15 protein-coding genes are annotated in these 19,298 nt (G+C 42.2%); 6 read left to right on the top strand and 9 right to left on the bottom strand.

The window, feature by feature from the left end; translation table 11 throughout:
- Position 1: 1 nt before the first annotated feature.
- Both ACH11B_RS13445 and ACH11B_RS13440 read right to left on the bottom strand, forming a co-directional pair.
- Positions 2–862, bottom strand: a complete 861-nt coding sequence (locus ACH11B_RS13445; protein ID WP_377612238.1) for a hypothetical protein — start codon at positions 860–862, stop codon at positions 2–4.
- A gap of 16 nt (positions 863–878) precedes the next feature.
- Positions 879–3,020, bottom strand: coding sequence for an endonuclease (locus ACH11B_RS13440; RefSeq protein ID WP_377612240.1), 2,142 nt, complete (start codon positions 3,018–3,020; stop codon positions 879–881).
- A 93-nt stretch (positions 3,021–3,113) separates the two neighbouring features.
- Here ACH11B_RS13440 and ACH11B_RS13435 point away from each other — a divergent pair, with 93 nt between their 5' ends.
- The 6 genes from ACH11B_RS13435 to ACH11B_RS13410 all read left to right on the top strand — a co-directional run bounded on the left by ACH11B_RS13435 (position 3,114) and on the right by ACH11B_RS13410 (position 7,859).
- The gene (locus tag ACH11B_RS13435) at positions 3,114–4,028 is read left to right on the top strand and encodes a zinc metalloprotease (protein ID WP_049794994.1); all 915 of its coding nucleotides are present in this window, start codon (positions 3,114–3,116) and stop codon (positions 4,026–4,028) included.
- Positions 4,021–4,326 (top strand): lipocalin family protein, encoded by a 306-nt coding sequence (locus ACH11B_RS13430; protein WP_377612242.1) that lies wholly within the window; start codon positions 4,021–4,023, stop codon positions 4,324–4,326. The genes ACH11B_RS13435 and ACH11B_RS13430 overlap by 8 nt, the downstream gene beginning before the upstream one ends.
- A gap of 12 nt (positions 4,327–4,338) precedes the next feature.
- Positions 4,339–4,713 (top strand): hypothetical protein, encoded by a 375-nt coding sequence (locus tag ACH11B_RS13425; RefSeq protein WP_130857008.1) that lies wholly within the window; start codon positions 4,339–4,341, stop codon positions 4,711–4,713.
- Between the two features lie 432 nt (positions 4,714–5,145).
- Positions 5,146–5,778: a hypothetical protein gene (locus tag ACH11B_RS13420; RefSeq protein ID WP_377612244.1), complete on the top strand. Its 633-nt coding sequence runs from the start codon at positions 5,146–5,148 to the stop codon at positions 5,776–5,778.
- A gap of 192 nt (positions 5,779–5,970) precedes the next feature.
- On the top strand, positions 5,971–6,822 hold the full coding sequence (locus ACH11B_RS13415) for a helix-turn-helix domain-containing protein (RefSeq protein ID WP_013665778.1): 852 nt from the start codon (positions 5,971–5,973) through the stop codon (positions 6,820–6,822).
- 65 nt (positions 6,823–6,887) lie between these two features.
- Positions 6,888–7,859, top strand: coding sequence for a multidrug resistance efflux transporter family protein (locus ACH11B_RS13410; RefSeq protein ID WP_242627287.1), 972 nt, complete (start codon positions 6,888–6,890; stop codon positions 7,857–7,859).
- Between the two features lie 52 nt (positions 7,860–7,911).
- Here ACH11B_RS13410 and ACH11B_RS13405 read toward each other — a convergent pair whose 3' ends face one another.
- The 7 genes from ACH11B_RS13405 to ACH11B_RS13375 form a co-directional block, all read right to left on the bottom strand.
- Complete coding sequence (locus ACH11B_RS13405; RefSeq protein WP_377612246.1) at positions 7,912–9,441, bottom strand: DUF5689 domain-containing protein; 1,530 nt, start codon at positions 9,439–9,441, stop codon at positions 7,912–7,914.
- A gap of 5 nt (positions 9,442–9,446) precedes the next feature.
- Positions 9,447–10,964 carry a SusD/RagB family nutrient-binding outer membrane lipoprotein gene (locus tag ACH11B_RS13400; RefSeq protein WP_149105384.1) on the bottom strand — a complete coding sequence of 506 codons (1,518 nt, stop codon included), beginning with the start codon at positions 10,962–10,964 and terminating at the stop codon, positions 9,447–9,449.
- A gap of 11 nt (positions 10,965–10,975) precedes the next feature.
- Positions 10,976–14,425 carry a SusC/RagA family TonB-linked outer membrane protein gene (locus tag ACH11B_RS13395; protein ID WP_377612249.1) on the bottom strand — a complete coding sequence of 1,150 codons (3,450 nt, stop codon included), beginning with the start codon at positions 14,423–14,425 and terminating at the stop codon, positions 10,976–10,978.
- 215 nt (positions 14,426–14,640) lie between these two features.
- Positions 14,641–15,612 carry a FecR family protein gene (locus ACH11B_RS13390; RefSeq protein WP_377612251.1) on the bottom strand — a complete coding sequence of 324 codons (972 nt, stop codon included), beginning with the start codon at positions 15,610–15,612 and terminating at the stop codon, positions 14,641–14,643.
- 57 nt (positions 15,613–15,669) lie between these two features.
- Entirely contained in the window at positions 15,670–16,284 is a 615-nt protein-coding gene (locus ACH11B_RS13385) for an RNA polymerase sigma factor (protein ID WP_149105381.1), read from the bottom strand.
- 109 nt (positions 16,285–16,393) lie between these two features.
- On the bottom strand, positions 16,394–17,506 hold the full coding sequence (locus ACH11B_RS13380; protein ID WP_377612252.1) for a metallophosphoesterase: 1,113 nt from the start codon (positions 17,504–17,506) through the stop codon (positions 16,394–16,396).
- A gap of 27 nt (positions 17,507–17,533) precedes the next feature.
- Complete coding sequence (locus tag ACH11B_RS13375; RefSeq protein ID WP_377612254.1) at positions 17,534–19,294, bottom strand: RagB/SusD family nutrient uptake outer membrane protein; 1,761 nt, start codon at positions 19,292–19,294, stop codon at positions 17,534–17,536.
- Positions 19,295–19,298 lie beyond the last annotated feature (4 nt).

Genomic DNA, 19,298 nt, shown 5'->3' with positions numbered 1-19,298 from the left:
GTCACTTATAGAGATTTAAAGACAATAACCAATATTGTTGCTTCGCTAAGCCCCTTAGTGGATCGGAACCGTAATTGAAAGAACCACCCAAGCTCACTCTAATCGGTTTATCAACCAGAAACCACTCAACCCCACTTTGCAATAACTGTGTATAACCCTCGTCAATATTCGTTGAATTAACTAAATCGGTACGCCCGGTATAGTCAACGGCAATACGCAGCAAAGGATCCGGTGTAAGCGTTTTCTTTCGGATAATATCGAAGTAAGCGGAAAGGGTAAATAAAGGACGCAAAAGTAACCCTTGACTAGCCTCATCAAAGGCTTGCATAGTTTCCTGTATCTGGAATCCTAAAAATGGGGAAATATAAAAACGACTGCCGGTATCAGCGGCAAATTTATAGGTGTTGATTGGGCCACGATCACCCATAAACGTAAACAGAAAATTACCCATCAATGAATGACTACGACTTATCTCATCATAGGTGTAACCGGCATTGCCGTTGAGAAACCATGATTTTTTTGCTCCCCGTTTTATTAATCCCGAGAAGCCATAAGCAGCTTGCATATTGTGTTGTTCGACCGCTGTGAGTGTATTTTTGTGGTATTCGGCAATCAACGAGGAAATCCAACGGGTACTTTTGCTGCTGAGGTTCATCGATACACCTACGTTCACCAACCAAGAGCTGCTATCACTTTTTGGCAAAGTTATCTGAAACTGCGCGGGTACTTCCCGAAATTCGGCGGTTTCCATCGACTGCCTAATTTTGATATTCCTTTCAAACCAGTTTGACCGGTCTAGAGGTTGTGAAAAGGCCACGTTACTTCCAAATAGTAAGAAGTAATATAAGATTGTTTTCCTCATCGTATTCAAAGTTTGATTAAGCAATTGCTGCATACACTAAATCAATACAATCTTTTATACTGCCACACGCCTGTACTTCGCTGACGGTAATTTTACGAGGCTTGGCGCGATACCTGACGGCTATATCGTTAAATGACGCGGTGAGCATCAAATATTGATTATCACTGAATTCAAAATCGGTCATTGCCTTCGTGTCTTCTACAACGGAGGGATCCGGATTGGCGTAACCATAACGCATTAGAACCGCTCGTTTGACATCCGCCGCCAAGTTCCTACTTTTTACCTCTCTCGCAGTGTGAGGCACTGCCGCTAGTATTTTTTCAGACACTTGAAAGTCTATAGAATCTATCAGCTCCGGAAAGTCAATAAAAGGATTCCTATTGCCTTGCAACAAAAATATCTCCCGATTACGATGTTTCTCGTAAAGCGTAACGGCTTGTTCTTTTGCCCATCGCTTCAATAGCACAATATCGTCGTCTTTATAAACACTTATTGCATTCGGATACCGCAACAGGAAGTATAAAGTAGCCCGGGCCACAATTCCTTTGTTATTTTCGGGTTCAAATTGATCATCTTCCATATAGCCGCAAGTAGCCATTTCTTTTTCCATTTGCGATGGTATTGGTTTGTATCCCTCAAAATCATAATAGGGATGATTGTTTCGAAAACTATTGCACCGAGGTTCGCAGGCAAACAGATGATGTAAATCGCCCCGCATTGGTTCACGTGCATCAAACCAAGATTGGCAAACAACATGTTCGCAATTATAGGGCAGGGCCTTCTCGATTGTCTTAAGCTCGCTCCGATAATCCTCACGGTTCATTGTGCCGGCTTTTTTACTCCATTCTATAAACCGAAGCTTACGTTCGATATCAATACGTTGATCAGCCAATTGCAACTCCTCTATGGTGAAGGATTTGCCCGAATAGATACTTCTTAACAGCCCATCAGGGTATATATCTACTTTTGGATACACATATTTAGACGGTTGATAAGATAAGGGATTCGTATGACTACTTTCCAACAGTCGTTGTAATCGGTTATAATCCGCCTTCCCCACATCGCCAACTTCTCGATAATATCTCTTTTTGTCTTCTTCATCGTCAGCCTGTGGATAATAAAGCTCGTCGGTCAACTCGACCGGTTGGGTTCCCGACTCTTTTTCTATAATAGACAGATCAGAAAGCGGCGCAAAAAATTCAGCTAAAAAGGAAAATTGCTTAATAGCATGACTTCTGATGTCATATATAATACTACTGACGCGTACGCCTTCGTTCTCTTGCCAATTGATCTGCATTTCTCCTTCCGCGCTGTCCCATACCGTTCCGGCAAGGTTTAAAATCTGACCTGCTGTATTATAACGGGGAACACCCGCATGATGAAGGGCTACCACTTCCCAATCGTCGTTAAAAACCGGGGCTCCGGAAGAACCACTTTTTGTGTCGGCAACATAGCGAACAAATTGAGTGAGCGATAAATCCGTCACACTGTTTTCACGTAACACGACTTGTTTTGGAGAACCGTCAGCATGTTGAATAATGGATACGTAATCACCCTCCTTAATTTTGCCTAAATCACTGCGTAAAGGTAGAAAACCGAATTGCTGTAAAAGGACTACTCCCTGTCTATCGTTGTGATCCACCCATACAATTGTAAAATCGAGGACTTCATTGGTATAGAACAGCTTATCAGCATCAAAACGATACTGACTTGTTCGTAAAACTGCACCTGTTTCGTTTTCCTCATAGTTAAACTCGGCACTGGAATATCGCGCCCATTCGGTTGTAGGCAAAACATGATGATTAGTTAGCAGAATTTGCGGAGCAATTAAAAACCCGGTTCCAAAACCTGCAGGTCCGACGTCCGATGTAATATGAATTCGACAAACCGACTGCGCTGCTTTCGCTCCCTTGCGTAAATAATGGACATTCAATAAATCGTTCCGTCCGATGATCCGCTCCTGAAAATTCGGATCATTGATAAATTGTTCGACGGAAAGATCATGCTGTTTTAAATAGTTGCTTAGATCTAATGGATTGACCGCTGTTAACGGCCTATTTTTTATCTCGGAAGATTTCTCAACCGATGAGATCTTTTTATCTTTTTGCCGATCACGAACGCGTTGAATTTGGTCTAGGAACAGAGAAAGCATTTTCATACATAAGATATTGGCTCATTGCATTTAACAAAAATTTAAACCTATTGTTGAAACTAAAACGAGAAAAAAAAGTTTTATAAAAAAAGACCTAAAATGAAGCAAGACAAAAAAAGACGGCACTGCGCCACGATGGAAGTTTTTCATCGCCAAGCTGATATTTTTCCCGAGTATATGCGGGCGCAAGCACTTATTGAAAGTGATATCGACAAGGTTTTAGAGGGACGCAAGACCTTACGGTTTGCTGCTCCCGCTAAGATTCAGGTGGTTGTGCATATCGTCTATCATACACCAACGGAAAATATTTCGGATGAGCAAGTAAGAAGTCAAATAGACGTGTTAAACGCCGATTTTCGCCGACAGAATACGGATAAGGGAAAAGTGCCCTCCGTATGGGAAGAATTGGCCGCGGATTGTTTTATTGATTTTGAACTGGCTCCTGACGGCATTACGAGAACACAGACCGAAGTGGCCTCTTTTGGCACCGACAATGCAGTGAAAAGCACCGAGATGGGTGGCATTGACGCCTGGCCGACCGACAAATACTTAAATATTTGGGTTTGCAACCTACAGGAAGGTCTCCTAGGTTATGCACAATTTCCTGGCGGTCCAAGCGATACAGATGGCGTTGTCATTAATTTCAGGGCCTTTGGTACCATGGGTACAGCCGAAGCACCTTTCAATTTGGGGCGGACTACCACGCATGAGGTAGGGCACTACCTGAATCTTTCCCATATCTTCGGCGACGGAAGAAGCAATTCCTGTGAAGATACCGATTATGTAGAAGATACGCCAAACCAATTGGGACCTAATTATGAAAAGCCTACTTTTCCGAAAATTTCCTGTAACAATGCTCCCCATGGCGACATGTTTATGAACTACATGGATTATGTGGATGACGACAGTATGTTTATGTTCACAAAGGGACAAGCCGCTAGGATGAAAGCCACTTTGCTCGGCCCGCGCGCCTCGTTACTCGCGACAAAACCAGCCATTGAAGACAATGAATAAAGAATATTTAAAAGGGAAATGGGTTCACTCTTTTGAGGAGGACAGCGGCGATGAAATGGTTTATCGACCTGAGGGGTTTTCATTGCCCCTGGCTAGAGGACGTGATAAAATCAACCTGGAAGAAGACGGGAAGTTGGTCAATTCACATCCCGGCCGCGATGATGTACCCCGATCTAACACGGGATCGTGGCAGCTGGAGCAAGATAAACTCATTTTACGTTTTGATACCGATAATAAAGAGCAATACACCATCTGCGAAATCAGTACGGAAAAGCTAGTACTAAAAAGAGAGGTTTAAAGATAATCGATCATGAAAAAAATTGATAACCGGATTTTATTAATATTTCCTATATTCATTTTCGTCTATGCCCTTATTCGCGATGATAAGCACACAGAGGGACAGACCTACGCTTACTTCATTTTAGCTTCTGTATTTACCTTATTGATTGCCTTATTGCCCCGTTTAACAGAACTTACGCTAAGTGAAAAAGGACTATCGGTTAAAATGCTTGATCAGATATCCAAGCGGGTTGCAGAATTGGAAACTTTAACAGACCCAACCCATAGAGCCCAGTTGGGACGCGATAAAGATTTTGATCAAGAATTAAATGAAAAAATCGGCGCGCTAAAAGAAAGTATTGCCAACTATAAAATGATATCGGAAAGAAAGCCTGAAAATCGTTAATACCTTTCTCGAATCTATACCGCCTTGAATCTTTAACCTCGTACCGGATATAGGTAACAGGGTCTTATGTTATTTCACCCACTGTAACCAGTCCTTTACCATAACTTAGGTTATAAAGACATAGAAAAAAGAATATGAAAATGGTTAAATATCCAAAATAATCGTAATATCATCGTTTTTTCATCGTAAATTTACTATAAAAAATACGATGATTTTACGATAAAAAAACGGTTAATAAACGATAAAATTGAATCTTTATATAAGATCTGTTTCATGTTTATTATAGTTTATTTTATATTTTGTTTATAACATGGAAATAACTCGTTGAAAGCTTGCACGTCAGGTGCTTTAAAAACGGGGTAAGAATCAAAAACAAAAGGTAACTTGCAACGTTTCTAAAAATAGAATAAAACCTTTCTAAACGCTTATATAATGAATACATATAACAAATTGGGTTGGCCCCTTGTGATGCTCTCGGCAATTACTTTGCTTACTTCCTGCAACAATAAGCCTAAAAGCGCAGACGCGACTAAAACTGAAACCGTTAGATTGTTTCCAATAGCCAGCAATCCAGATAATCCGTCTGTAATCTATCTCAGCTTAACAGACAAAAAAGATAGTGATACGTCCATTGCGTATACCGCCAAAGGGCTTTATCAAAACGACACCGTCAGTTTTTTAGTTGAGATTAGTAAAAACATTCCTGCCGGCATTAACAAAGATGGTTCTGTTAATCAGAAAGATGGCTTTAAAAAAGGAAGCATCACCTTTAAAAGTGCCGGAGCGCCGAGTGACGCATTTGTAACTGCGCTAGCGAGCTTATGGAAAGTAGATGGCATTCGGAAAATGAAAGCAGCCCCTATTCAGCCCTTGGCGTTTTCGTCGAATAAGAAGTCTTTTGATCCCAACAAACCTTCAACGAACAGTTTTAAATTGTTTTTTGATGATGACACAGCGAGCCCCGGTGAGGTTTTTTTCACCTTTGATACGTATAAACGTAGTATACAATTTCAAGAAAAAGACACCGTACAAAGGAATGCCATTGTACACGCGCTTGGAGAATAACGATTTAGAAGAAATCGAGAAATCACAAAGGCTGCGTTTTGAGTAACGACAGCCTTTGTGTATTATAATTAACCTAAACCTTATCTCAATAACGCATTTTTATCAAATTTGTTTTACTAACCGATTTTTTTTCACTCGTCGACTTTCATATTTTCGTTGACATCAAACTTCAATGATACAGGAACAGTTTGTATGCAAAAATTCAAAAAATTACCGGTACAGACACTTATTCGAGAACATTACCTGAGGATCGAACGCTTACAGAAAGACTATCAAAATCTATCTGCCACACCGCATCGCCATGATCATTACGAACTGGTTTGGGCCCTAGGGGATGGTGAACACTTTATTAATTTTAAGCCCTATCCGCTTCAACGGAATCGTATATATTTCCTTCAGCTCGGGCAGGTGCACCAATTCCCGGAATTTGAACGCTCAGGGTGGATATTTCTGATCAGTGAAGAATTAATGCAATACTTTTTCAGCTTACATCCACAGGAAGAAGGCAAAGGCCTTTTTGATACATTTAGTACGCAGCCTTTTGTTGATATGGATGAAGATACAATACGCTTTCTTAGACATATTATTCAGCTTCTTTTGTTAGAGCAGAATCAAAAACCGCTAGGTAAGAATATGCTTTTTCATTTAACAGCTAGCCTCTTATTACTATTGAACACCAAACATGCTTCTGAGAAAAAGTCGGTGATTTTATCGAATCCGGAGCGTAAAGTCCTCTTGGATTTGCGGAAATTGATCCAAAAGCACTACCGCGATGCACATGGAATTAATTTTTACCTTAATATGCTTCATGTGCCAGCGAAAACACTCAATAGGATTTGTCGGAAAGCAACCGGGAAAACGGTTCATGAACTTTTCGAAGATAAGCTCTTAACAGAAGCAAAAATGGCGCTGTTGAGCACTTCGAACAGCGTAAAAGAGATTGCTTTTGATCTAGGATTCAATGACCCCGCTTATTTCGGCCGCTTTTTTAAGCGTGTCACCGGATTCACACCACTTAAGTATAGAGCGATACACAGTGCCTAAAAGTACCGGACATTAACAGGAAATCACTATAGCCCTGTTCGCATGACTTGTATTTTTGCCTTCCTATGAAGGCACAACGGAATACAATTTTGGCAATAATAATAGGCATTATCTCCGCGCTATTTTTATCCTCTACATTTACCATCAATAGTTTATTAGCCCATACCGGTAGTCATTGGGCATGGACAGCTTGCTTAAGAAGCTTATTTATGATTCCTGTAATGCTTCTCCCGTTATTGGTTACAAAGAAATTCAAAACTTTCTGGCAGGCCATAAAGCGTTATCCTCTTTTATTTTTTAAATGGGGGAGCATCGGATTTGGGGGATTATATACCTGTATGGCATTGGCTTCTTTGCTTATTCCCGGTTGGCTAGTTGCAGCAACCTTTCAGATTAACATCTTAGCAGGCGTGCTTTTAGCACCCTTTCTTTATAACGATCATCGAAAGAAAATTCCAGTTAGAGCTTTGGCACTTTCCTTATTAGTTGTATTCGGCGTGCTGATCATGCAACTTGATAAACTTATACAATTGCATGACGGACGCTCCTTGATGATCAGCTTCGTTTTGGTGCTCGTAGGAGCCATTGTCTGGCCGCTTGCCAATCGCAAATTATTAATAGAACTGGATAGCCGACAGGTGCCGCTAAATGCCATGCAAAGAGTGCTGGGTTTAACGGTAGGTTCTCTTCCCTTGTGGTTAGTACTTGCCACCTATGCCTTTTCGCAAGTAGGTATGGCTCCCGGACCCCAATTGCAGGCATCTTTTTACTCAGCCATATTCTCCGGTTTTCTGGGTGGAGTAGGTTTTTATAAAGCTACTCAGATGGTGAAGCACGATCCGATAGCATTAGCGACTGTAGAAGCTACGCAGGTCTTCGAAATATTTTTCACATTAATCGGTGAAATTTGGTTAATCAACGCTTCTCTACCAAATCTCTACGGTTTTAGTGGTATGCTCGTGATTATCCTTGGTATGATCTTCCAAATTTCGCTTTCTATTCAGCACGCAAAAAAGAATAAATTACGATCTGCTTAGGCTAAAAACAGGTCGGTTGACTCATAACAGACCCAACCGACCTGACCGACTGTTAATTATCCAATAACTTAGTGGCCTCTTCTCCTTCTATTTCTTCTAACTGTGTTTCTTTTGTCATTAAAAAGCTGCCTTGGCTACGTGCTTTAGTCCACCTACCAAGGGCGAGATTATACTTGCCACCTAACATATAAAAGTAACCCGCATCCGATGGCGTATGGTAGGTAAGTGCTTTTGTGTTCGTGCCGGCTCGATAAAAAGCTTGTACTGCCATATCAAGCGGATTGATAATATCATACCAATCGGTATTTGTAATAGGATAGCCTACATTGCTTCCGTTAAACAAGCTACCTCCGGTACCAACAAAGATAACATCAACCGGGACTGATTCCTTTGTAACCTCGGTACCCTCAAAAACGGCAATTCCAGATGCATTTCCGGAGTTGGCCAGCAGATTAGTTGTGGGATTACCAAAATCAAAACCTGGATTGCTATTATAGGCGTAGGCTGTAATCCAGTTTGCACTCGATATATCGGTGGAGTTTGTGCTGTTAATCCGCTTATTGGTTCCACCTACATAAAAATAGGTTCCTTTAGGAGCAAATCCTGAACTTAAGTTAAATTTATAAGTCCGTACTCCTCCCGTGGCCCAACCATTGGCGGGAAAACCTGTTGGTGTAGAAGCATTGGCATTATTGGTGGTGACCAAAGAAAAAGGTGTCTTCGAGAAATCGATATCCTGCGTAGCCATTAACTGGATGTATTCATTGTTAGCGTCCGTACCTCGAGGGTCGCTCGCAAACCCGGTGATGATAACCTTCGGAATCGCATAGTCTGAATTTAAAGCGACAATATCTGCACCGCGTCGAGGACGATGATAAGGCACTAAAGTACCGCTATCTGTAATATGGTTGAAAATGATTCCATAATAATTGGCCATTTTATAAACTTCTTGATTTGCAAAGGCCGCTTGATTAGCCGTCTCCAATGTTAAGTTACCGAAACCGTCGTTGATCGTTTTTGAGCCGCCAACTGTTTCTCCCGTCTTTGGTATCGGGTTAAAACCACCCTTAACAATGGCGACAAGTGTACTTTCATAATCATTCGGTTTTAGCAAAATCTGGTCAATAGTCACGACATTAGCAGGTAACGTCAAACCACTGGCTACACGGGTAACCTTCTCCGTACTGATACCACTTAGTTGAAGGATGCCATCCACGCGATTCATCTCAGCCCCCACCACGTCGATCACCACGGAATCCCCTGGAAGGTAATCCGCAGCTTCAGCCCCCAGAGCGATACTGATACCCCTTTGGAAGTTTAAACGGCGCTTATCTTGAATGATTAATAATCCTTCAGGCAAGTTCCCTTCCCGATGATCGGAAATAACCCATCCTGCAATTTTGCTTGAACCGCCCAATGATTCGACGGTCAGCGTCACCGGACTATCCTTATAGAGACTCCGGAGGTCATAAATACCGATGTAAGGACTTACCTCACCCCCGGGGTAATTTGTCTTGGTACACGCAGACAACAGCGTACCAACCACTAATAGTATAAGTAAATATAAACTCGTTTTCTTCATTGCATTTATGGTTTTTGCCACCAAACTTTTGTATTGATTTCATCAGGCCCCTGCTGCGCAATAGCCAGTTTGTAATTAGTAGGATTTGACGACTGAACGTACACCGGATAAAATAAGCGGGCCGGCATTTCGCCATTATTTGCTAATCCCTCACCTTTAGGTAGCACTGGGTAACCGGTTCGCCTGTATTCAAACCACTGCTGAAGATCTACCAAAAACAAAGCATAATATTTTTGTTGGTGAATACGTGCCATCTTTTCCTCGAAACCGGCCGATTCGTCCCATTGTACATCTGATGCAGCCAAATGTGCACGTATTGACACGTCCCAATTGGGTAACCAAAGTTTAATACTACTTTCCGCACCGCTATAGAAGTACTCTTCGGCAGAACCCGCCACCCAACCTCTAAGCACGACTTCTGCCTTGATAAGCTGCAGCTCAGCAAAATTCATAATTATACCGGTCAGTGGCTCTGTCTGCAAACTGTTAACCCCACTATTTTGGTCATAAGAATAGAAATAGGACATCCGGGTATATTCTTCAGTCCCTGCTGCATAGCCCGATGGCACCCCCACAAAATTTCCCGAAACCGGAGCGATTCCCCAACGATTAATGCCTGAAGTTCCGTATTCCGGGATATTAATGCGTGGATCATTCGTATCACGCAAGAAATCAATAAAAAAACTACAGATTCCTACTCCCCTAAAATCTTGTGCCCTGGTGTTCATATAGGGTGAGCGATAGGCACCTTCGCCTGTCCATCGCAAAATGGCAGAATCATCGTTATTTGTAAATACAGGATATTTTGAACTATTGGTTAAGATTTCCTGTATTTTTGAGATCACCATATCCTGCACATCCGCCTTGTGCGACGCACGCAACAACAACCTTAAGTAGAGCGAATTACACAATTTACGCCATTTACTAACATCTCCACCGTACACAGGGTCATGTATGGCTTCAATAATATCGTTACTGCTTAGCAATGTATTAGCAGAATCTAGCTTCTGATACATATCTAAATAAATGTCCTTTTGCGCATCGAAACGAGGTTCCAAGATCAGGGAGTCGCGTCCCAAGTTCGATTGCGAATAAGGAATATCTCCATAGGTGTCTGTCAGAATAGAGTAAGTCCACGTTTGAAAAAGCAGCGAAATTCCTTGATACGAACGATTAAAGTTTATCCCTTCGAGTGCTTTGAGATAGAGATCTTTGTAGTTAGTAAGCTCCGTATAGTGGCTATTCCATAAATAGTCGGCCCAGTTTCGCCGAAAGTCATAACGAAACACTTTTCCATCCCCGTCACCAAGTGATACTGTTACTTGCATCAGTTCATTATTGAAGGTGCGGTTGCGCGCCATGTTATAGCTCACCGAATTGATGAGCGCATTAGCCATAAACTGATAAGGATAAGCTTCCGTTGTTTTAGTAGGATCTGTATTTAATTCCTCAAAGCCTTTATCGCAGCTGCTGAGTAATGCAGCGACAAGGAGCAAAAGACCATAAATAATATTTCTCTTCATTTTTTAATATTTTAGAAGCTAACAATCAAATTAAGTCCGTATGTTCTGGTAGAGGGGAACTGAGCAATTTCAAAGCCTTTTACGATATCGCCCTGATCCAAGGTACCGAACTCAGGATCAAATGCCGGCCATTTTGTCCATACAAAGAGATTCCGTCCGTATACTCCAAGCGTAACACGCTCTACCCCCCAACGGGATATTAATTTGGCAGGTAATGTGTAATCAAGCCTTGCCTCTCGAAATTTGATAAAATCGGTCGGATAAGTGCTTCCCTCCGCATTATCAGCGCCGTAGTGCGATCGGTAATATTCATCAATATTGGTTGCGATCACATCGTTAGGCCGATAGCTACCATCGGGATTCTGTATCACACCATTGCCAATGATGCCACTATACCGCCCAGGCAAGGTATTCTTGGTTTTCCCCTGTTCTGCCAGCTTATAATGCGTGAGGGAGTGTGCTACGGCGCCCCATTGCGCATCAAAAAGCACATTTAACCGAAGATTTCGATATGAAAAGGTATTACCAAAACTGATTTTCCCCTTAGGAATGGTGTTACCCAGATAAACAACATCATTGGTTAATCGAGCGTAGCCAGTTTTTTCATCGTAAATTACTTGACCATCTGGTGCGCGTAGATATCCGATCCCATAAAGATCGCCCATACTGCCACCTACATGGGCTACCAGTTGACCCGAACCGACTGAACGTTGTTGCAAAACCAACGAACTATCAGCCAATTCTTCGATACGATTCCGGTTCGCACTAAATGTAATCATTGACGACCAGCTAAACCCATCTTTGTTCTTGATCTGATCGGTATTGACGGCCACTTCTATTCCACGGTTGCTTACTTCGCCAATATTCATCAGGTAATTTCGATACCCCGAGGCGGCATCGATAACGCGATAAAGATGTTGGTTAAACGTATTCCCTTTGTAGACCGCCACATCTACATTAAATCGGCTGTCAAACAATCGAACGTCTGTACCCAATTCAATGGAACGCGTACGTAACGGCTCTATAAAAGGGTTAGTTAAGGTTGTAGGATTCGCTAATGAACCACCGATAAGGCTATTAGGTGAGGTGTAAACAAATTGCGTTTGATAAGGGCGTTGTACACCCGATCCAACTTCAGCATAAGAAGCACGAAGCTTAGCAAAGCTGATGACATGCGGTAAACTGAAAAACTCCGACAGGATAAAACTTCCATTAACAGATGGGTAAAAGAAGCCTTTACTTTTATTAGGATATTGTGGGGTGGCGAGTGTGCTTGTCCAGTCAATACGCCCCGTAACATCCAGGAACAAATAATCACGATACCCGCTGGTCAGTAATCCGTAAAAGCTGTTAATTTCAAAGCGATCGATTACCTGATTAGTGGCCACCCCATATTTCGAATTATTATGATTGTAAACCCCGGGATAGCTCAAGCCATCTGAAGTAAGCGATTCACGGCGATATTCGTTTTGCAGCGTACTTCCACCAAGTGTTGCTCCGAAATCAACGATCCCTTTTGAAATTGTGTTGTAACGTAATAAGAAATCAGCTGAAGATTCTTTCGAAAAAATATGCTGCGTGCGATGACTTCCTTCAGGTAATTTTGAACCCGCGTCATACGGACGATTTTGGGTCCTGTTTTCATTTGAAAAATCCAACGTTGTACGAAGCTGCACACTGAAACGCTTGTCGAATTGATAGGAAGCCTGTGCATTACCGGTAAAAGTATGTCGATTATTGCTATTAATAAATTCATACGATATCGCATAAGGGTTTTCCGGATAGGTGCTAAAAGGATACTTAATAGCCAATCCTTCTTGGCCATTTACCCAATAGTTTCTCAGCCAATTTAAATCAGCACTCGGTTGCCAGAAAATAAACCAATACATGAGCGATTGGTTTCCATAACCAGCTCCCGGCAAATTATCGCTCCAACGGTTGTTGTAATTAATTTTTGAGCTGATGCTTAGTTTTTCGCTCACTTTAGAATTTACCGATAAAGCAAAGGTGTTCCGTTTATACCCTGTATTGGGCGTTATCCATGAATTATTTACATTGGTTGCCGAGAAGCGTGCTGTGGTATTATCAGTGCCCCCATCGATAGTAACGCTGTTTGTAAATGTTTTACCTGTTTCGAAGAAATCGGTTATATTGTTATAAGGAACCCAAGGCGTTCGTTGATCTCCCACCGCCTGTTTAATAGGATCATATTGGAAAAAGGATTGCCCGTCAAATTTAGGTCCATACGCGGAACTTGTTCCACTGGTACTTGATCCATCTACCGATGCTCCGTAAGAATAGTAAGCCGCCCCTCCAAGACCTTGCCCATATTCGTATTGTAGATCCGGCCAGCGATTCACACTTTCCATTGAAAAATTAGAATTAACCGTAACACCCAATCCCTTCGATTTACGTCTACCCGACTTTGTGGTGATGATTACCGCGCCATTTGCTGCTCTTTGGCCGTATAGTGCGGCCGCTCCCGGTCCCTTGAGTACCGTGACGCTTTCGATATCTTCCGGATTAATATCGTCCAAGCCAGAACCATAGTCTGCCGGCATATTATCGCTTCCTGTACCATATATTGCATCGGAGCTGTTTCCCGAACGGCGGCCGGATCCATTGTTGATGACAACTCCATCTACAACGATCAGTGCTTCGTTTTCGCCGGTAAGGTTGTTTTCGCCGCGAAGAATAATTTTAGTTGACCCTACCGGACCAGCGTTAGAGCGCATTAAATTTAAACCTGCCACTTTGCCTGATAAGGCGTCCATCCAATTACTCGATAAGGCTTCTGTTAGCTGCTGACCTTTGACAGTTGTCGTGGAATAGCCTAAAGCCTTTTCTTCGCGCTTGATCCCTAAAGCTGTTACAATCACTTCATTTAATTCGCCCACTTTTGCTGTAAGCGCGATGCTGATCGGAATATTTTTCTCCGGCTCAACAACCATATTTTGTCGCTCGGTTTCAAAGGCTAGGTGACTAACTTCCAAGCGATAGTTACCGGGTACTAAGGATAGGCTAAAACGTCCTTCCGTATCGGTAAGCACAGCGCGATTAGCTTCCATCGCACGAACTGTTGCGTCAGCCAAGGGCATACCATCTTTATCGGTTACCTGTCCGATAACTTTGACTGCTTGTTGTCTCTTGTTTAAGATGATATAGCCATTTGCCTCTGTATATTTAACCGGTGAATCATGAAAGAGATATTGTAAAATATGTGCTACCGTTTCCCCCTCAAATGTCTGATCGGGCACGCGTATTTTACCCAATCCAAGTTGTTCTGCGTGATAAGCAAATCGGATCGATTGCTTTTCCAGTTTTTGTATGGCCGACCAAGCATTGTCGCCCGTTAATGTCAGGTTTACTTCCCTCTCCAATAATTGTGCAAGTGCTCCATTGGCCCATAGGCTCTGAGCGATCAGTAGTACATTAAGTAGAATTATGTAAGATATTCTCATTACTTGTTTAAAGTACTCGTTATTGATTTTCATTAATTACAATCTGTGCTACGACTCCCGAATAAAAAAGAATAACAAAAGATTAGTAATTCGTATTTTTATCACGTAAAGTAGCTTTGTTTAGATATCATTGCTATTTATAAGGACAGCAACGGTTCGAAGGTATGCTGTCTTTTATCACGCGGTTGACGACTTGCCTTGTCAACCGCTATTTATCAATAAATTATAATTGCATTTTCCTCCTTTCTATATCGGTTTTTATGAATGGCACAAAGTGCTTTTACAAAGTCATCATATCTGGTATGTCTATCCAATTGGATGCTGTATCGTTGATTAAATATGGCCTCATTATGGGCTTTCAAATGCAAGCCATAGGTATGACGAAAAGCGAGCGCTAATTCGGCAAAGGATGCTTCACTTAAATAGGTAGTACCTGATGTCCAAGCGGAGCGGACCTCGGGGTCGGCCTCTCGTGTAAAATTGGTACCTTCAACTTTGTTATACACGACTTCCTCTCCCCTGCTTAGCGTTCCCAATGAATACCCGTCAACACGCCTTACCTGAACCATCCCTGTTGAAACTGATACACGTAGTTCGTCCAGCTCCTTATAGGCATGTACGGTAAACGATGTTCCTAATACACGTGTTTCTATGCCCTGAGCGTGAACAATAAAAGGTTTGGTCTTGTCCGGGCTCACAGAAAAGAACGCTTCACCTTCCAAAAGTGTTACTTCTCGCGTCTCCCCATGCTCAAAGGGATTAAAGAACCCGATCTTGGTATCGGTATTCAACCATACCTCGGTGCTATCAGGTAAGGTCACCTTTTTTAATCTTCCCGCAGCAGCCGCTACCTCTACCCATTCCCGTTTTTCGGAAGGCAATTTCTCCCCGTTTCGGACAATGAAGAGCCATGCAATCATTCCGGTTGTGCATAATAGAATTGAGGCAGCAATTAGCTTGCGGAATGGTAGCCATCGCATTTTTCTAACGATTGGATCTTCATGGAGGAATAGCTGCTTTTGTATATTGGTGTGTAACTCATTACGGAGTATCTTCCGCTGTGTGTGAGTTAAGCGTGGGGAGTCATCAAAAGAATTATACCAATCGTCTACCAACCGGCGCTCTTCGGGAGTAGCCCTTTTTGTATGGTATTTCCGTAATAGTCTTCTAAATCGATTTGCGTACACGTATTCGTCTTTTATCGATACGTCTACAAAAAGGGCTCAAATTACTTCTATAAATTGTTATTTATTTATTAACAAATCGTTAAGCGCCTGAAGAAAAACAATGGTTGTGGGCAATGCAGCGCCTTTTAATCGAAGCAGCATTTTTTTTCGTAAGCGTTTACCTGCTTCTGTATGCAAATTGCTTACTGTTTGTTCGGCAAGGTTCAGCTGCTTAGCAATATCTGAAATACTCTGATTTTCCAAACGCAAAAGAAGTGATTTCCGCATGTTTTCCGGCATAGCATTTAATGTTTCATCAAAAGCGTCCTCTACCTCCTGGTAGGCGGCAGCATTGTCGGATTGCCATATCACCTTACCCATCTGTTGCAGCACATATTCAAAGACCCGCCGTTTAACCTGTTCCGATTGGAAGTAGTCAATAAGGCGATTTTTTAAAGCACCCGTTAGATATTGAATCACGCTGGTACGAATGACAATGTGTTTACGTCGCTCCCAAAAGTTAATAAAGACGTCCTGTACAATATCTTTCGCTACGTCCTCATCTTTGGTTCGGTTCCACGCAATAATGTAAAGCGCCTCCCAGTGTTTGAGGTACAATCTATTAAACAGTGATCGGTCGTCCTGTTTTTGAACAGCCTCCCACCATCGAAGTTCGAGCGTTTGATACACCATAGTTTAAGATTGACATGGCAAAGGTATGTTTACAAGGTTAAGCTATTGTTAATTTTAAAAACGGTGAAAAATGGTAGCAGGAAAGGGGGGATCTCCCCCTTTAAGTTTATTAATCAAATTCGATAATAAATTCATTCCGACTATCAGTTTTCCAGGCAAATTGCTGTGTGGTTGGTGAAGCGGCAAAAAATGGCGAGAAGGTCTTCACTTTTACGGTTTTATTATCAGGAAAAAATTCCAATATACGTAACCAGCCATCTCCACCATTTCCATTACGATGACCTCCTCCCATTGACTGGGCATCAAACAACATCTGATGCACCTTCTTACCGGCGTCGTTCTTATCAGCTCGATAACCTTCGCCCGAAATATGGCCACATAAAACAAGCTCAATATTTGATGCCGGCTGTACCAGTTTCTCCCATATATGCTTTCCATTATTGGCAGAAGGCAGCTCAATGGTTGGTGATTTTTGTATGCGATTATGGATAGAATAAGGCTCATAGACAAACCATTTTGGTTTGCCCGTTGTTCGCTCATCTTTGTTGTTCAGGTAAGCATGCGTCATCAATACAATACGATGATTCTTATATTGTTCCATATTGGCAATCGTTTTGGCCCATGTCAGCACGGTATCCCGTGGCGCAAACTCGATAGTTAGGAATAAATAGTCTTTCCCATTCAGTGAACGCATCTCGTAAGCTGAATTTTCCAAAGTCGGTTCGCCTATTTCATTTGTACCATTTTGTGCTATGATCTTTCTGTTCATCCAATTCTTATCAATTTTAAAAAACTTATTGAACTGTGATGAACGTTTGCCTTCCCGGTCAATGCTGTAGTCATGATTTCCTGTTGCTGTAATATATGGAACTTTGCCATCCAATTTACCGAATGATCTTGCGATTGCTTCCCACTGCCGTTCCGCAGATTGATTACCGTCTTCACCTCTATTGATAATATCGTTCTGTTCGACTAAATCGCCAACGCACATCACCATTTTAATGTTTAGGGTATCGATATTTTCTTCGATCCAGGCCATCATTAAATCCAGTATGGGTTGATTTCTGCTCCATTTCACATAGTTTTGCGGATCGGGGATCATAATCATAGACCAGGAATCCTTCTGTTCCGAGGCAGGTTTACGGTAAGCTTCTTGCGCTGTAGCAATCTTTATGAAAAAAAACAGATTTAGGGCTAGCAGTATAGAAAAAATTCTTTTCATTTTATTTGTTTTAAAATTAGTAATCGTTTAATAACCGGGATTTTGGGTCAAACTCTTATTCGCATCCCTTTCAGCTTGTGGAATGGGCCATAGTTCATCTTTATTTTCGCGATAAACAAGTTCCTGGGTATTAAAATACCGGGAGGCCTTACCATGGTTATATATGGGTGAGTAATTTTCGTCAATATCCACAAGAACATCTTTCGTCCACGTATTGGCGGATCGATTTAGATAAAGATAACCGTTCATGATTTGAGGAGCCAAGTTCCAACGTCGGATGTCATACCAGCGAAGACCGTCGTTACACAATTCAATTTTACGTTCGTAACGAAGTGCCGTACGCAATTGAGACTGTGATAAATTTGACGCAATCGGCGGCATGTGTGCCCTTGAACGGATCTTATTGATAGCCTCATAAACGGATTCGTCTATGTCATTCGCTTCTATTTTAGCTTCTGCATAAATCAACAGCAATTCAGCGTAGCGAAAAATACCAACATTCAAATCAGACACGCCGGATGCTGAGTTGATCGCATAATCCGCGTTATCTGTATGCTTTCTCCACAAATAACCGCTAAAGGAACGATAAGCATTCGTTGCATCGGTATTGTTCACCACCGCAGGTGTATTGCTTTGCCCCTCTATAACGGGCCAATAGTTATTCACTTTCGCGAAGTTTGCGTTCGGTTCATACTGTATTCCCATTAAGCGCGCATGAGGGCGAGCGCAGTACATATCCAGTCGCGGATCTCGATTGACAAACGGATTGGCCGGATCATACAAAGGAGATTCATCAATGGGAAGCCCATCGATTGCCTGAAAAGAGTCGATCAGGTTTTGTGTAGGCCCCCAATAACTTGCGCCTTTCCCTAATCGCGAAGCCATATAATACCCTTGATTATGGGTATTACCGCTGATGGTTTGGTTATACTCGGCCACCCAAATCCATTCTTTACTGGATTGATAGCCTGCATATCCAAAAATATTGGAGCAAGCCGGTTCACCTTCCGCATGGGTTTTGTTACAATAATCCAAAGAAGCATCAAATGCCGTGAGCTCATAAACACCTTCTGCCAGTTCCAAGGCCTTGGCCGCAGCCTCAGCAGCAACCGTATACTGGCCGCTATACAAGGCCACGCGTGCTTTTAACATATAAGCGGCTACCCTTCCAACCCGTACATTTCCATATTGCGTTTGCGCTATTGGAAGACGATCAGCCACCGCTGTCATTTCGTCGATAATCCATTGCTGAATTTCCATTTTAGCGGTGCGGGGCAGATTGGTATCGTTTAAGCCAAGTGCATGTAATACAAGTGGCACATCCCCATATAATTCAATTAGTTGTGAATAACAATAAGCGCGGATCACCCTTAACTCTGCATCCAGTTGATAGTAGCTATCTTCCGGCATTTCCACTTTTATATTTTCTAAGTTGTCAAGTACCGAATGGCATCGGGCAATCGTTTTATAATGCGCCTCCCAAGGTTTGATGGCTAAGGCATTATCAGTAGTCAATGAACTGGTTATCGGCGACGTATAGTTATTCCCCGGACGCGCATAGCCGATATCGGTTATATTATCCATCACATGCCAGATGGGCGTACTGGCTGCATCCAACAAGGTCAACCCTTTATAGGCACCATATAAGCCCATTGTTGCTTCTTCTTCCGTCGCCGGAAAAGTGCCTGTTGTTGGGCCATTTAAGGGGAACTTATCCAGTTCGCAGCCCGAAAAAAGTACAACACTTATTAATGTCGCGGTCGATAATATTTTTTTAATAGCAATCATTTTT

The organism is Olivibacter sp. EAT-5, from assembly GCF_044784325.1.
Lineage (GTDB): Bacteria > Bacteroidota > Bacteroidia > Sphingobacteriales > Sphingobacteriaceae > Olivibacter > Olivibacter oleidegradans.
The sequence above is the reverse complement of the archived record's forward strand: the minus strand, read 5'-3'. Positions and strand labels throughout refer to the sequence as shown.

Bases quoted from the DNA above. Each gene is read 5' to 3' on its own strand.
- ACH11B_RS13425 (WP_130857008.1), top strand. From the start codon at position 4,339: ATGAAAAAAATTGATAACCGGATTTTATTAATATTTCCTATATTCATT.
- ACH11B_RS13410 (WP_242627287.1), top strand. From the start codon at position 6,888: ATGAAGGCACAACGGAATACAATTTTGGCAATAATAATAGGCATTATC.
- ACH11B_RS13440 (WP_377612240.1), bottom strand. From the start codon at position 3,020: ATGAAAATGCTTTCTCTGTTCCTAGACCAAATTCAACGCGTTCGTGAT.
- ACH11B_RS13430 (WP_377612242.1), top strand. From the start codon at position 4,021: ATGAATAAAGAATATTTAAAAGGGAAATGGGTTCACTCTTTTGAGGAG.
- ACH11B_RS13415 (WP_013665778.1), top strand. From the start codon at position 5,971: ATGCAAAAATTCAAAAAATTACCGGTACAGACACTTATTCGAGAACAT.
- ACH11B_RS13435 (WP_049794994.1), top strand. From the start codon at position 3,114: ATGAAGCAAGACAAAAAAAGACGGCACTGCGCCACGATGGAAGTTTTT.
- ACH11B_RS13420 (WP_377612244.1), top strand. From the start codon at position 5,146: ATGAATACATATAACAAATTGGGTTGGCCCCTTGTGATGCTCTCGGCA.
- ACH11B_RS13385 (WP_149105381.1), bottom strand. From the start codon at position 16,284: ATGGTGTATCAAACGCTCGAACTTCGATGGTGGGAGGCTGTTCAAAAA.
- ACH11B_RS13380 (WP_377612252.1), bottom strand. From the start codon at position 17,506: ATGAAAAGAATTTTTTCTATACTGCTAGCCCTAAATCTGTTTTTTTTC.
- ACH11B_RS13375 (WP_377612254.1), bottom strand. From the start codon at position 19,294: ATGATTGCTATTAAAAAAATATTATCGACCGCGACATTAATAAGTGTT.
- ACH11B_RS13445 (WP_377612238.1), bottom strand. From the start codon at position 862: ATGAGGAAAACAATCTTATATTACTTCTTACTATTTGGAAGTAACGTG.
- ACH11B_RS13400 (WP_149105384.1), bottom strand. From the start codon at position 10,964: ATGAAGAGAAATATTATTTATGGTCTTTTGCTCCTTGTCGCTGCATTA.
- ACH11B_RS13405 (WP_377612246.1), bottom strand. From the start codon at position 9,441: ATGAAGAAAACGAGTTTATATTTACTTATACTATTAGTGGTTGGTACG.
- ACH11B_RS13395 (WP_377612249.1), bottom strand. From the start codon at position 14,425: ATGAGAATATCTTACATAATTCTACTTAATGTACTACTGATCGCTCAG.